This is a genomic window from Chelatococcus composti (genome assembly GCF_014201415.1).
GTDB lineage: Bacteria > Pseudomonadota > Alphaproteobacteria > Rhizobiales > Beijerinckiaceae > Chelatococcus_A > Chelatococcus_A composti.
Genome location: NZ_JACHEH010000006.1, coordinates 36,412 through 49,536, shown reverse-complemented (window position 1 = coordinate 49,536; position 13,125 = coordinate 36,412). Strand labels below are relative to the sequence as shown.

The 13,125-nt window shown below is 69.1% G+C and carries 14 protein-coding genes; 10 read left to right on the top strand and 4 right to left on the bottom strand.

All coding sequences use genetic code 11. The features are described from left to right. The first annotated feature begins 218 nt into the window (after positions 1-218). The 4 genes from HNQ73_RS13495 to HNQ73_RS13480 all read left to right on the top strand — a co-directional run bounded on the left by HNQ73_RS13495 (position 219) and on the right by HNQ73_RS13480 (position 5,100). Positions 219-2,216, top strand: coding sequence for a protein meaA (locus HNQ73_RS13495; RefSeq protein WP_183335413.1), 1,998 nt, complete (start codon positions 219-221; stop codon positions 2,214-2,216). Between the two features lie 49 nt (positions 2,217-2,265). Next, complete coding sequence (locus HNQ73_RS13490) at positions 2,266-3,945, top strand: acyl-CoA dehydrogenase family protein (RefSeq protein WP_183335412.1); 1,680 nt, start codon at positions 2,266-2,268, stop codon at positions 3,943-3,945. Positions 3,946-4,042: 97 nt separating this feature from the next. Then, positions 4,043-4,492 carry a baeRF12 domain-containing protein gene (locus HNQ73_RS13485; protein ID WP_183335411.1) on the top strand — a complete coding sequence of 150 codons (450 nt, stop codon included), beginning with the start codon at positions 4,043-4,045 and terminating at the stop codon, positions 4,490-4,492. A 119-nt stretch (positions 4,493-4,611) separates the two neighbouring features. Then, on the top strand, positions 4,612-5,100 hold the full coding sequence (locus tag HNQ73_RS13480; RefSeq protein ID WP_183335410.1) for a BRO-N domain-containing protein: 489 nt from the start codon (positions 4,612-4,614) through the stop codon (positions 5,098-5,100). 5 nt (positions 5,101-5,105) lie between these two features. On the opposite strand, the gene HNQ73_RS13475 is transcribed toward HNQ73_RS13480, so the two are convergent. From HNQ73_RS13475 to hpt, 3 genes are all read right to left on the bottom strand, one after another. Then, positions 5,106-6,269, bottom strand: coding sequence for a trans-sulfuration enzyme family protein (locus HNQ73_RS13475; RefSeq protein WP_183335409.1), 1,164 nt, complete (start codon positions 6,267-6,269; stop codon positions 5,106-5,108). A 124-nt stretch (positions 6,270-6,393) separates the two neighbouring features. Then, the gene (locus HNQ73_RS13470; protein ID WP_183335408.1) at positions 6,394-6,759 is read right to left on the bottom strand and encodes a response regulator; all 366 of its coding nucleotides are present in this window, start codon (positions 6,757-6,759) and stop codon (positions 6,394-6,396) included. Positions 6,760-6,761: 2 nt separating this feature from the next. Then, complete coding sequence (gene hpt, locus HNQ73_RS13465; RefSeq protein ID WP_183335407.1) at positions 6,762-7,316, bottom strand: hypoxanthine phosphoribosyltransferase; 555 nt, start codon at positions 7,314-7,316, stop codon at positions 6,762-6,764. A gap of 335 nt (positions 7,317-7,651) precedes the next feature. Between hpt and ftsE the strand changes: the two genes are divergently transcribed. The 5 genes from ftsE to HNQ73_RS13440 all read left to right on the top strand — a co-directional run bounded on the left by ftsE (position 7,652) and on the right by HNQ73_RS13440 (position 11,382). After that, complete coding sequence (gene ftsE / locus HNQ73_RS13460) at positions 7,652-8,275, top strand: cell division ATP-binding protein FtsE (RefSeq protein ID WP_244650218.1); 624 nt, start codon at positions 7,652-7,654, stop codon at positions 8,273-8,275. A 4-nt stretch (positions 8,276-8,279) separates the two neighbouring features. Beyond that, positions 8,280-9,251 carry a cell division protein FtsX gene (locus HNQ73_RS13455; RefSeq protein ID WP_183335405.1) on the top strand — a complete coding sequence of 324 codons (972 nt, stop codon included), beginning with the start codon at positions 8,280-8,282 and terminating at the stop codon, positions 9,249-9,251. Positions 9,252-9,327: 76 nt separating this feature from the next. Next, positions 9,328-10,080 (top strand): YdcF family protein, encoded by a 753-nt coding sequence (locus HNQ73_RS13450; RefSeq protein WP_244650201.1) that lies wholly within the window; start codon positions 9,328-9,330, stop codon positions 10,078-10,080. A gap of 45 nt (positions 10,081-10,125) precedes the next feature. Beyond that, positions 10,126-10,887 (top strand): lysophospholipid acyltransferase family protein, encoded by a 762-nt coding sequence (locus HNQ73_RS13445; protein ID WP_183335404.1) that lies wholly within the window; start codon positions 10,126-10,128, stop codon positions 10,885-10,887. An 81-nt stretch (positions 10,888-10,968) separates the two neighbouring features. Further along, a complete protein-coding gene (locus tag HNQ73_RS13440) occupies positions 10,969-11,382 on the top strand; it encodes a hypothetical protein (protein ID WP_244650199.1) in 414 nt (137 codons plus the stop codon). 16 nt (positions 11,383-11,398) lie between these two features. Here the strand turns inward: HNQ73_RS13440 and HNQ73_RS13435 are convergent, their stop codons facing one another. Further along, positions 11,399-11,926 (bottom strand): gamma-glutamylcyclotransferase, encoded by a 528-nt coding sequence (locus HNQ73_RS13435; protein ID WP_183335403.1) that lies wholly within the window; start codon positions 11,924-11,926, stop codon positions 11,399-11,401. 121 nt (positions 11,927-12,047) lie between these two features. Here HNQ73_RS13435 and HNQ73_RS13430 point away from each other — a divergent pair, with 121 nt between their 5' ends. Next, positions 12,048-13,115: a DUF2125 domain-containing protein gene (locus tag HNQ73_RS13430; RefSeq protein ID WP_183335402.1), complete on the top strand. Its 1,068-nt coding sequence runs from the start codon at positions 12,048-12,050 to the stop codon at positions 13,113-13,115. The last annotated feature ends 10 nt before the right edge of the window (positions 13,116-13,125 follow it).

Here is a 13,125-nt window from a genome sequence, read left to right as displayed (position 1 = left end):
TCTTGAATGGGGCTCTGCTGCACTGCGCCATGGCCAGAATGGATGATATTGCGGTGCAGCGAAAGCGAAAATGTCGCAGGCTGCGCCCTTGTTGCATTCGACCTTCGGCCTATTGGGCATTTTGCACTTGCAGCGTAGGTTGTTGCGCCGCACCATGACGATGGCAGAACGAGCAGCGCGGGCCATGCATCTGCGCGCGTGTGACAGGGAGAGACGGCATGAGCGAGCGAGACGGCAGCGCGCGCCCGCACCGGGACAGGCCCTGGATCTTTCGCACCTATGCGGGGCACTCGACGGCGGCCGAATCGAATCGTCTCTATCGCACCAATCTCGCGCGCGGCCAGACGGGCCTTTCGGTCGCGTTCGACCTGCCGACGCAGACGGGCTACGACCCGGATCATCCGCTCGCCCGCGGCGAGGTCGGCAAGGTGGGTGTCTCCATCGCCCATATCGGCGACATGCGCACCCTCTTCGAGGGCATCCCGCTCGCCGAGATGAACACCTCGATGACGATCAACGCCACTGCGGCGTGGCTGCTCGCCCTCTACATCGCCGTGGCCGACGAGCAGGGCGCCCCGCGCGACCGGCTGACGGGCACGACGCAGAACGACATCATCAAGGAATATCTCTCGCGCGGCACCTATGTCTTCCCGCCGCAGCCGTCCATGCGCCTGACCAAGGACATCGTCCTGTTCACGACGCGGGAAGTGCCGAAGTGGAACCCGATGAACGTCTGCTCCTACCACCTGCAGGAGGCGGGGGCGACGCCGGTGCAGGAGCTGTCCTATGCCCTCGCCACGGCCATCGCCGTGCTCGACACGGTGCGGGACAGCGGAGAGGTGGACGAGGCGACCTTCGCCGAGGTGGTGGGGCGCATCTCCTTCTTCGTCAACGCGGGCATGCGCTTCATCACCGAGATGTGCAAGATGCGCGCCTTCACCGAGCTGTGGGACGAAATCTGCCGTGACCGCTACGGCATCGCGGACCCGAAGAAGCGCCTCTTTCGCTACGGCGTGCAGGTCAATTCCCTCGGCCTTACGGAGCAGCAGCCCGAGAACAACGTCTACCGCATCCTCATCGAGATGCTGGCTGTCGTGCTCTCCAAGAAGGCACGGGCGCGCGCCGTGCAGCTGCCGGCGTGGAACGAGGCGCTTGGCCTGCCGCGCACCTTCGACCAGCAATGGTCGCTGCGCATGCAGCAGATCATGGCCTACGAGACTGACCTGCTCGAGTATGACGACATCTTCGATGGCTCCCGCGTGATCGAGGAGAAGGTCGGCGCCCTGAAGGAGGCGGCACGGGCGGAGCTCGCCCGCATCGAGGCCCTTGGCGGTGCGGTCGCTGCCGTGGAGTCCGGCTATCTCAAGCGTGCCCTCGTCGAATCAAATGCGGCCCGTCTCGCCGCCATCGAGGCGGGCGAGCAGGTGGTGGTGGGGGTCAATCGCTGGACGGAGAGCGAGCCCTCGCCGCTCCTTGCCGGTGAGGGCGCCATCCTCACCGTGCCGGAGACGGTCGAGATGGAGGCCGTGGCGCGGCTGCGGGACTGGCGGGCCCGGCGCGACGAGGCCGAGGTGACGGCGGCCCTCGCCGATCTCGAGGCGGCGGCGCGGGAGGCGCGCAACATCATGGAGCCGTCGATCCGCTGCGCCCGCGCCGGCGTCACCACGGGCGAGTGGGGCGAGACCCTGCGCCGCGTCTTCGGTGAATACCGTGCGCCCACCGGCGTGACGACCGAGACGCGCTCGCCGGACGTCGACCGTGAGGTGCGACTCCTGGTGGCGGATCTCGCCGAGAAGCTCGGCGGCGCACCGCGCCTCGTCGTCGGCAAGCCGGGGCTCGACGGCCATTCCAACGGCGCCGAGCAGGTGGCGCTCAGGGCCCGCGACGTGGGCATGGACGTGACATATGACGGCATCCGCCAGACGCCGGCCGACATCGTGGCACGCGCCCGCGCGGTCGACGCCCATGTCATCGGCCTGTCCATCCTCTCTGGCTCGCACGTGCCGCTGGTGCGCGACGTGATGGCGCGGCTGCGGGCCGAAGGGCTTGGCCACATCCCGGTCGTCGTCGGTGGCATCATCCCGCCCGAGGATGAGCTGGTGCTGAAGAACATCGGCGTTGCCGCCGTCTATACGCCCAAGGACTACGCGCTCGACGAGGTGATGGCCGGCATCGTCCGGGTGGTCGAGCGCGCCCGCGCCCGGCTTGATGCCTGAGCGCCTGTCGAGGAAGCGATCCAGGAAACGACAACGAAAGGGAGACACGATGAACCCTGCCGCTGCCGCGCGCACGATTCCGACGGACCTGCGCAGCCTCGCCCGCGAGGCCGCGGAGGCTCTCGGCACCCTGACCGGCGCCGCGGCCGGCGCGGTAAGGGCTGCCGTGACGGCGGAGGGGCGGATTGTGCCGGAGCGGTTCGACCGCGCCCAGCACATGGCGCACGGCCTCGCCTGGATCGCGACCTATGCGACGGCCGTACGCGAACTTGTCGCCTGGGCGGACCGGCTCGCAGAGGAAGGTCGCTTCGGCGAGGTGGAGGAGCTGATCCTGGCCATCGGCGCCGGCGAATATTGCGCACAGGTCTTCGGCGGCATTCCCATGAGCCAGGGCGAGATTGTGCGGCCAGACGTGTTCGGCCTCGATGAGGGGGCGCTCGCCGCGCTGCGCACGCCAGCGCTCAGGGCGCTCGTCGCCCGGGGCAACACGGCCGAGAACCGCGCGCGGCTCGCCACGCTGCTGCGCCAGCGCGACGGCGCCTCCAGCATCGGCGCCACCGGCCTCGACGAGACGCTGGAGGCCATCCGCGCCGAGATGCGCCGCTTTGCCGACGCCGAGGTGGTGCCGCACGCGCAGGAATGGCATCGCACCAACAGCTACATCCCGCTCGAGACCATCGCCGACATGGCTGCCCTCGGCGTCTTCGGCCTCACCATTCCCGAGGAATACGGCGGCATGGGCCTCTCCAAGGTTTCCATGTGCGTCGTTTCGGAGGAGCTGTCGCGCGGCTACATCGGTGTCGGCTCCCTCGGCATCCGTTCCGAGATCGCGGCCGAGCTCATCCTGTGCGGCGGCACGGACGAGCAGAAGGCCCATTTCCTGCCGAAGATCGCGAGCGGCGAGATCCTGCCCACGGCCGTCTTCACGGAGCCGAACACAGGCTCTGACCTCGCCTCGCTGAAGACACGCGCCCAGCGCGACGGTGACGTATACCGCGTCTACGGCAACAAGACGTGGATCACACATCCCGTGCGCGCCGACCTCATGACTCTGCTCGTGCGCACCAACCCGGCCGAGCCAGGACACCGCGGCCTTTCCATCCTGCTGGCCGAGAAGCCGCGTGGCACGGACGACGATCCCTTCCCCGTGGCGGGGCTGACGGGCAGCGAGATCGAGGTGCTCGGCTACCGTGGCATGAAGGAGTACGAGCTCGCCTTCGACGGCTTCGAGGTGCCGGCGGCGAACCTTCTCGGCGGGCGCGAGGGGCAGGGCTTCAAGCAGCTCATGCAGACCTTCGAGGCTGCCCGCATCCAGACGGCGGCGCGCGCCATCGGCGTTGCGCAGTCGGCCTTCGAGCTCGGCCTGCGCTATGCCGAGGAGCGGGTGCAGTTCGGCAAAAGCCTCATCCACTTCCCGCGCGTCGCCGACAAGCTCGTCATGATGGCGGTGGAGATCATGCTGGCGCGCCAGCTCACCTATTTCGCCGCACGCGCCAAGGACGGGGGCCGGCGCTGCGACCTCGAGGCCGGCATGGCGAAGCTACTGGCGGCCCGCGTCGCGTGGGCGGCGGCGGACAATGCGGTGCAGATCCACGGCGGCAACGGCTTCGCGCTCGAGTATCCGGTGTCGCGCGTGCTGTGCGATGCGCGCATCCTGTCGATCTTCGAGGGCGCGGCGGAGATCCAGGCCCAGGTCATCGCCCGCCGCCTCGTCGAGGAACCCTCCTGACCCTTGCCTCGTTCGCTGCCTCGGGGGCTCTCCGCGCACCGTCTGGCATCCTGCGCGCCCGCTTCCCACATGAGGAGTGCAGCCAAGGAGGAACAAGATGAGCGGACTACGCCTTGCCCACGGTACTTGGGTGCTTGTCGGCGATGGAGAAAAGGCGCTCTTCTTTCGCAACGAGGGGGATGCCACCTATCCCCATCTGGTCGTCGAGGATGTCTTCGCACAGGAAAACCCGCCCAATCGCGAGCAGGCCACGGACAGTCCCGGCCGCATGAACCGCGGCCGCCCCAGCAACAACAAGAGCGCTATCGAGCCGACCGACTGGCACCGCCTTGCCAAGGACCGTTTCGCCAGCGAGATCGCGGATGCGCTCTATCGGGCGGCGCACGAGAACCGCTTCGAGCGGCTCGTCGTCGTCGCTCCACCGCAGACGCTCGGCGAGTTGCGCAAGGCGTTCCACAAGGAGGTCAGTGAACGGATCGTCGCCGAGGTGGACAAGACCCTCACATCCCATCCGGTCTACGATATCGAGAAGGTCCTGACGGCCTGAGCCTCCTGCGGGGCGCGGCCTGTACGGGCAGCGCCCTGCATGGGTTCGGCGGGTATTGCCACGCCGCCCCCTGACGTTGTGAGCTAGATGGGAACAACGAGCGGGGGAAGTTGTCGGCGATGGGAGAGGCCCTGGAGAGTTTCGCAATCGACACGGTTCACAGCCTGACCTGGCCGGGCAGCGGAGATGTCGTGCGCTTCGTCCAGCGCGGCGGCCGCCTGTGGTTCGTCGCGGCAGACATCTGCCGCGCGCTGCGTTTTTCCATGAATCGGGCCGGCATCATCAATGTCACCCAGGCGCTTGCCTGCGTCGGGCCGGACGACAAGCTGCTCGTCCGGCTGGAGACGAGCCCCGGCACCTTCCGGCCGTTCACGCGCTACATGCTGGTGTCGGAAACGGGTCTCGAGGCGCTGGTCGCCGAGGCGCTGCGCCGCCGCATGCCCAAGGCCGAGGCCGGCGAGCTGCCGGCCCTCTGCCGCCTGGTGCGCTCCACCGCGCGCAATGTCGTCACGGCTCTCGGTGACCGGGTTGCGGACCAAGGCATCGGCTGCGAAGGGGACGAGGCGCCGGCGCGGGGGCGGGAGCGTCTGCGCTCAGCGGTCGGCTGAATGGTTCAGCTGCGCCCCGTGGCGCGGTCGAGCGCGGTGGCGAGATCGTCGTAAAGGTCCTGCGGGTCCTCGATGCCGACGGACAGGCGCAGCAGGTCGGGCGGGCATGGCGAGCCTGCGCCCTCGATCGAGGCGCGATGCTCAATGAGGCTCTCGACACCGCCGAGCGAGGTGGCGCGCTTCCACAGCTCGACCCTGGCGGCTGTGGCAATGGCAGCGGCCTCGCCGGCCGCGAGCCGGATGGACAGCATGTAGCCGAAGCCGTTCTCCATCTGCTGCGCGGCGACGGCATGGCCGGGATGGTCCGGCAGGCCCGGATAGAGCACCTTCGACACCGCCGGATGCGCGGCGAGCTTCTCGGCGAGCCGGGCCGCCGAGGCGCTCTGGGCCGCGGCGCGCAGGTGGAAGGTGCGCATGCCGCGCGTGAGGAGGTAGGCCTCAAAGGGTCCGAGGATGCCGCCCTGCCCCCGGCGGATGGCGGCGATGCGCGCCCAGAAATCATCTTCTGCCTTGGTGACGAGGGCGCCGGCGACCACGTCCGAGTGGCCGTTGAGGATCTTCGTCGCCGCATGCATGACGATGTCGGCGCCGAGGGCCAGCGGCCGGGTGTGGTAGGGCGAGGCGGTGGTGGAATCGACCGCGAGCCGCGCCCCGGCCGCGTGGGCGATCTCGGCCGCCGCGGCGATGTCGGTGATCGTCCACAGCGGATTCGACGGGGTCTCGATCCAGATGAGCCTGGTGCGGCCGGGCGTGACGGCAGCCCGCAGCGCATCGAGGTCGGTGGTGTCGACGAAGTCGACCTGAAGGCCCCAGCGCCTGGCCTCGCTGGCAAGCCAGTGGCGCAGTGCCCAGTACATTACCGTGGGCGCGACGATGTGGTCGCCCGGACCGAGTGCCTGGAACACGGCCGTCGCCGCGGCCATGCCCGAGCCGAAGAGGAGGGCCTGGCTGCCTCCCTCCAGCATGGCGAGGACATTCTCCGCTTCGCGCGTCGTGGCGTTGTCCGGCCGGCCGTAGACGAAGCCGGAGGAATAGCCATTGTCCTCGTCACGGATGTAGGTCGTCGCCACATGGATCGGCGGGACGACGGCCCGGGTCAGCGGATCCGTGGCACCCATGGCCTGGGCGGCGAGGGTGCGGGCGGACCAGGGCTTCTTGGAAGCGGTCATGGGCGGCTCCGTGGGCGCGGGAAAGGGGCCTCCTGCGTATGGCGCGAGCTAGCAGACCAGGCAAGGGCCGCGACAGGCAAGCTCGCCCGCGCCGGGCGCATGGCGGCGCGCGCCTGCCCCGGCCTCAGCTGTTCAGCGCCTCGCGCACGCTCGTGCGCAGCTCCGCCAGGGAGAAAGGCTTCGTCAGCACGTCGATGACGACGCCGTCAAGCGAGCTCGCCCGCTCGCGCTGGTCAGCGAAGCCAGTCATCAGCATGATGGGCAGTTCGGGATACGAGCGCTTGGCAGCATGCGCCAAGGCGATGCCGTCCATGATGGGCATGCGGATGTCGGTGAGCAGAAGGTCGAACCGTCCCTGGTGCTGGTCGAGACGGGCAAGGCCATCCTCGCCGTCGACGGCCGTGACCACGGCATGGCCGTCGATCTCCAGCCCGCGCTTCAGGAAGCCCCGAACGCCCTCCTCGTCGTCGACGAGCAGAATATGCGCCATCGTTACTGCTCCTTGCGGTCCTCTCTTTCTGCCTCAACGACGCCAACGAACGGCAGTTGCCGGTAGCGGTGGGCCACGTCCATGCCGTAGCCGACCACGAAAAGATCGGGACATTCGAAGCCGACATAGTCGGCATCGATCCGTACCGCACGCTTGCCCGGCTTCTCGAGCAGCACGGCCGATTTCACGGTACGCGCGCCCCGGGCCATCAGAAGATCCTTGGCGAAGGCGAGGGTGCGGCCCGATTCGAGAATGTCGTCGACGAGCAGCACGTCGCGGCCGCGCACGTCGCTTTCCACATCCTTCAGGATCTCGACGTGCCCGGAGGAGACGGTGGCCTCGCGATAGCTCGACATGTGGACGAACTCCACCTGCGGCTCGAGCCCGGCGCGGTGCAGCGCGCGGATGAGATCGGCCGCGAACATGAAGCTGCCTTTCAGCACGGCAACCACCAGAAGGTCGCGTGGCTCGGAGGCGGCCACGGCCTTGGCGATCTCCTCGTTGCGGGCAGCGATCGCTTTCTCGTCGAACAGAACCCGGATGGTCTTCGTCTGCATGGTCTGGCCTTTATCGTTGCCCGCAGCGGAGCGCATGCCGCCGCTTAACCGCCGCCGGTGCTGTGTGCAAGTCGGACAGGCGGGGAAGAACCGGGCACGGGGCTGCCCGCTTCCGGGGCGCCCGCGCCTCCGCATCGACGAGCCTATAGGCGTTGGTGCGGGAAGGACAGACAATGGGCATGGCGAATCAGGCTGGTATGCGCGGCCTGCCCCGGCTAGGACGGGCATCCGCGTGACACCAATTGGTCGGCCGTCATGGTTAATGAACCGTGAAGGCCGCGGCCGCGAGGAGGTGACTGGTGGTTCGTTTCGACAATGTCGGACTGCGCTACGGCATGGGGCCGGAGGTGCTGCGAGACCTGACGTTCTCGATCGAGCCGCGCTCGTTCCAATTTCTCACGGGCCCCTCAGGGGCCGGCAAGACGACGCTGTTGCGCCTCATCCTTCTCGCCCTCAAGCCGACACGCGGCCTCATCACCCTCTTCGGCGAGGACGTGTCGCAGATCAGCGGGGAGGCGCTCACCGCCCTGCGCCGGCGCATGGGCGTCGTCTTCCAGGACTTCCGGCTGCTCGACCATCTCACCACCTACGAGAACGTCGCCCTGCCGCTGCGCGTGCAGGGCCGCGAGGAGGCGAGCTATCGCGCCGAGGTGGTGGAGCTGCTGCGCTGGGTGGGCCTGGGCGAGCGCATGCACGTGCTGCCGCCCGTGCTGTCGGGCGGCGAGAAGCAGCGCGCGGCCATCGCCCGCGCCCTCATCTCGCGGCCGGAGCTGCTGCTGGCCGACGAGCCGACCGGCAACGTCGACCCGAGCCTCGCCCGGCGGCTGCTGCGCCTCTTCGTGGAGCTCAACCGGCTCGGCACGTCGGTGATCATCGCCACGCACGACCTTGCGCTGATGGACCAGGTGGATGCCCGCCGCCTGGTGCTTGGCGAAGGCCGCCTGCACATCTACGAGTGACGGCATGATGCGCCGCACCGAACGGACCAACCCCGCACCGGACGTCGAGTCCGACCTTGGGCCGCTGCCCGAGACACTGCGCCGCAACCAGCCGCTCGTCCCAGCCGATTCGGTGGCTGGCCGGGCGCTCGTCACCGTCATCGCCATTCTCACCTTTCTCGCCGCGCTTGCGGCGGGCGCCGCCGAGCTCGTGGCCAGCGCCTCGGCCGAATGGCGCTCCTCTATCTCCCGGGAGATCACCATCCAGGTGAAGCCCAACGCCCAGCGCGACATCGAGGCAGATGTCGCCGCTGCCGTCGCCGTGGCTGGCGCCGACCCGCAGGTCGATTCGGTGTCCGTCTACTCGAAGGAGGAGGCGGAGCGGCTTCTGGCGCCCTGGCTCGGCACGGGGCTCGAGCTCGTCGAGCTGCCGGTGCCGCGCCTCGTCGTCGTGCGTCTCAAGTCCGACACCACGCCAGACCTCACCGCCATGAAGCAGCAGCTGGCCGAGCAGGTGCCGACGGCCAGCCTCGACGACCACCGCACCTGGATCGCCCGCCTGTCGACCATGGCGAGCACTCTCGTCATCATTGCCCTTGCCATCGTCGGCCTGGTGCTCACGGCGGCTGCGCTCGCCATCGCCTTCGCGACGCGGGCGGCGGTGGCGAGCAGCCGCGAGATCCTGGAGGTGCTGCATTTCGTGGGGGCCGACGACCGGTTCATCGCGCGCGAGTTCCAGGTCCGGTTCCTCGGTCTCGGGCTCAAGGGCGGCGCCATCGGCTGCCTCGCGGCCATCCTGCTCATCGCGTGCCTCGGCTTCCTCGCCGGCTACTGGCGGGCGAGCCCGGGCGGGGACCAGATCGAGGCCTTGTTCGGCGCCTTCGACATCGGCTGGCGCGGCTATGGTGCCGTCGTCGTCGTGGCGGCGATCGTCGCCACCACCACGGCGCTTGTCTCGCGCTTCACGGTGCACCGGCATTTGCGCGGGCTCGGCTGAGGGTAAGCGGCGGCGTGCATCTTGTGCCTAGTGCGCGCCGCAATCGTCGGTATGCTGCACAGCGAAAGGTAAGAGCATGAGCATCGCTGGCAACGAGCCGATGGTTGCCGACCCCGCCGATAGCGAGCCGACCGCCGTGGCGCCGGCCGCGTCCCCCCGCCGTCGCCGTCGCTGGCGGATGCTGCGCCGCAGTCTGGCGGTCGCCGGCCTTCTTGCTTGCCTCGCCTTCGTTGGCGGCTTCTTCGTCTTCACCGACATGGTGGGGCGCGTCGGGCGGCGGGTGGATGCAAGGGCGGATGCCGTGGTGGCGCTCACCGGCGGTGCCCAGCGCATTGCCGATGCGGCCGATCTCGTGAGGCAGGGCCATGCCCGTCGCCTGCTGATCAGCGGCGTCAACAAGCACACCACGCCGGCCCAGCTCGCCATTCTCAATCCCGAGCTCGTCGACCTGGTCGACTGCTGCGTCGACCTTGACTACCGCGCACGCAACACCATCGGCAACGCGATCGAGACCCGGCGTTGGGTGCAGCGGCATGCCTTCCGTTCGCTGATCGTGGTCACGTCGAACTACCACATGCCGCGGTCGCTGGTGGAGCTCGGCAACGTGCTGCCCGAGACCGAACTCGTGCCCCACGCGGTCTCGGCTGACCGCATCGACACCGAGCGGTGGTGGCGGGATCCGGTGGCCGCGCGGCTGCTCTTTATGGAATACCTGAAGTATCTCGCGGCCGTGGCGCGTACCTGGGTGGAGCACGACCCGGAGGATTCGCGCGTCGCCGTGCTTATCGGCGGGCGCAAACCGGTTGCGACTGCCCCCGTGCTGCGTTAGGCGGTCAGCGCGCGCCGGCCCCGCGCGCACATGCTGCCGGATGCCATGCTCGCTCTCCGCTCACTCGCCTTCAACGTCGCCTTTTACGCCAACCTCATCGTCTGGCTCATCGCCTGCCTGCCGATGCTGCTGCTACCGCGGCGCATGCTGATGGCGGTGGCCCGCGCCTGGGCGCGCACGTCGCTGTGGCTCCTGCGCGTCCTGGCCGGTACGCGCCTTGAGGTGCGCGGCGTGTCCAACATCCCCCAGGGCGGCTGCCTGGCGGCGTGCAAGCACCAGTCGATGTGGGAGACCTTCGCCCTCGTTCCCTTCTTTTCGGACCCTACCTTCATCCTGAAGCGGGAGCTCATGTTCATCCCCTTCTTCGGCTGGTACCTGTGGAAGGCCGACATGGTGCCCGTGGACCGCAAGGGCGGCGCCCGTGCCATGGTGCGCATGACGGAAAAGGCTGCCGAGGAGGCCCGCGACGGCCGGCAGATCATCATCTTTCCCGAGGGTACGCGCCGGCCGCCGGGGGCCGAGCCTGCCTACAAGTACGGCATCGCCCATCTCTACGACCGGCTGGGCGTGCCGTGCCTGCCGGTCGCCCTCAACTCCGGCCTCTTCTGGCCGCGCCGGCGCTTCATCCGCCGGCCGGGTACGATTGTCGTCGAATTCCTGCCGCCGATTCCGCCCGGCCTGCCGCGCGACAGCCTGGTGCCGACGCTGATCGAGACCATCGAGCCTGCCGCCCGCCGCCTCCATGCCGAGGGGCTTGCCGAGATCGGCGACGCCGCCCCGCCGCAGCCGGAACGCGCCGGGGCGTGATCAGCTGCAACGACGGCGCTTGACAACATGGTTAAGATGTTCTCTTTTTGTTCCGAACAAAAAGGGAACGTGGAGCCGGAAATGAGCGCTGTCGTCCAATTCCCCGTGCACGTGGCGCGTCGTCCCCTTGCGTCCGCCCGTGTGAGCTCGCCCGTGCGGGACGAGACCCTCCACGTCGCTTCCGGCGGCGATCTCCTGCCCCTGCGCGCCTGGCGCGGGCGCTCGGGCCGCCGCTATGTCGTGTCCGTCTATCCGCTGACGGCCATGTGGCAGGAGGCGCACCTCGACGCCGTGCTCATCGCCGTCGCGCGCGAGGGCGAGGCGCGCCGCATCGTCGGCGTGTGCGAGTCCTCTCCGCTTTCGCCGCACGGCTTCGACAGCGCCTGGTTCGGGCAGATGCGCGCCTGTGGCGCTGTGGAGCTCCACGTCCATCTCCTTGCCACCAGCGCCGAGGCGCGCGCGGCCGTCGTGCGCGACCTGCACCCGTTCCAGTGATCCGCCCGGCGTGCGCTCAGTGCAGCTGGGCGGCGAGCCAGGCGAGCGTGGCGTCGTGCACGTCGAGCGCCATGAGGTGCTCGTAGGTGTTCAGCACATATTCCGGGTTGGGACCGGACTGGCCGACGCCCTGCCTGACGATGGCCAGCAGCGCCTCGCGCGGCAGTATGCCGGCATATTGGGGATGCCGGCGGTCCGCCACGTAGGTGAGGGCAGTCACCTGCTCGCCATTGGCGAGGCGCACGGGCAGGTGCCGTTCCAGATAGACGGATGTCGCCTGCTCCCGCGCCCGCAGATAGGCGATTGTCTCCTCGACCTCCGGGCCGGGCACGCGGAAGGCCACGCCCTTGCAGGCGCCGCCGCGGTCGAGGCCGAGTACGAGGCCCGGCCGCTCAGGCGTGCCGCGGTGGACGTGCGAATAGATGCACAGCGCGCGGTGGTAGCCGGCGAGCCGGGCCGGAAAGCGGTCGATGAAGGGAAAGCCGGGCCGCCACATCAGAGAGCCGTAGCCGAAGACCCACAGATCGCCCGATTCGTGGCTCATGCCCTTCCGTCTCGTCGCTGAAACAGGCCGTGCCGTGACGCCGAGACCTTGTGCCCGTGCCGCCGCTTGGCCGCAATGCGGGTAACAGGTAGGAAGGGACGGTGCAACAAGGGAGAGGGCGTTGAACGAAAGGGAACAGGTCGATACGAGCCCGGCAGGCGTGCGCCGCAGCCGCTGGGGGCTCTACCTGCCGGTCCTGCTGCTGGCGCTGCTCGTCGCAGGCTGGTCCGTCTTCTGGTTCGTCGCGCGTGCCCGTGCGCTCGATGCGGTCGAGCTGTGGCTGGCGCGGGAGGCGGCGGACGGGCGCCAGTGGTCCTGCCCGCAACGCTCGGTCGGCGGCTTTCCCTTCCGGTTCGAGCTGCGCTGCGAGAACGCCACCTTTACGGGCGAGACGGAGATCGGCCCCGCCACGGGCGAGCTGAAGCGCTTCCTCGCGGTGTCGCAGGTCTACCAGCCGCAGCACGTTATCCTCGAGGTCGAGGGGCCGCTCGTGGTGCGCAGCACGTCCGACGACGCTAGCCTGACGCTCGACTGGCGCAGCTTTGATGCGAGCGTCATCGTCGCCAACGACATGCCAGAGCGCGTGGCCGTGAGCATCGTCGAGCCGACGATGACGGTGAGCGTGCCCGGCTCGTCTCCCGGGGACTTCAGGGCCGAGGCCGTGGAATTCCATGCCCGGCGCACGCCGGAACGCGCTGGCGCCTACGACCTTGCGCTCGACATGCGCAAGGCGTCGGTGCCTGTGCTCGACGCCCTTCTCGCCAGCTCTGAGGCCGCAGACCTCACCCTGCGCGCCACGGTCACCAATGCCGGGCTGCTCGCCCGCGGCTCGACGCCCGCCCGGCTGGACGCATGGCGGGAGCGCGGTGGAGCCGTGGAGCTGACGCGCCTTGCCGTGGTCAAGGGCCCGCAATCCCTGGAGGCGAGCGGCCACCTCGGGATCGACACCCAGCGTCGGCCGGAGGGGACCGTCGACGCGTCGGTTGCCGGTCTCGACGGCCTCCTCGCGCGTTTCGGCCTCGGCGGCAACGGGCTCGCCGGCCTCCTTGCGGGCGGTCTCGCCGCCCTCGGCGGCAAGGCGCCAGACGGGGCCTCGCCCGGCATGACGAAGCTGCCGCCCATCCGTTTCACGGACGGGCGCATCTTCTTCGGTCCCTTCCAGGTCGGCACGGTCTCGCCGCTGCGCTGAGCGGCGAGCC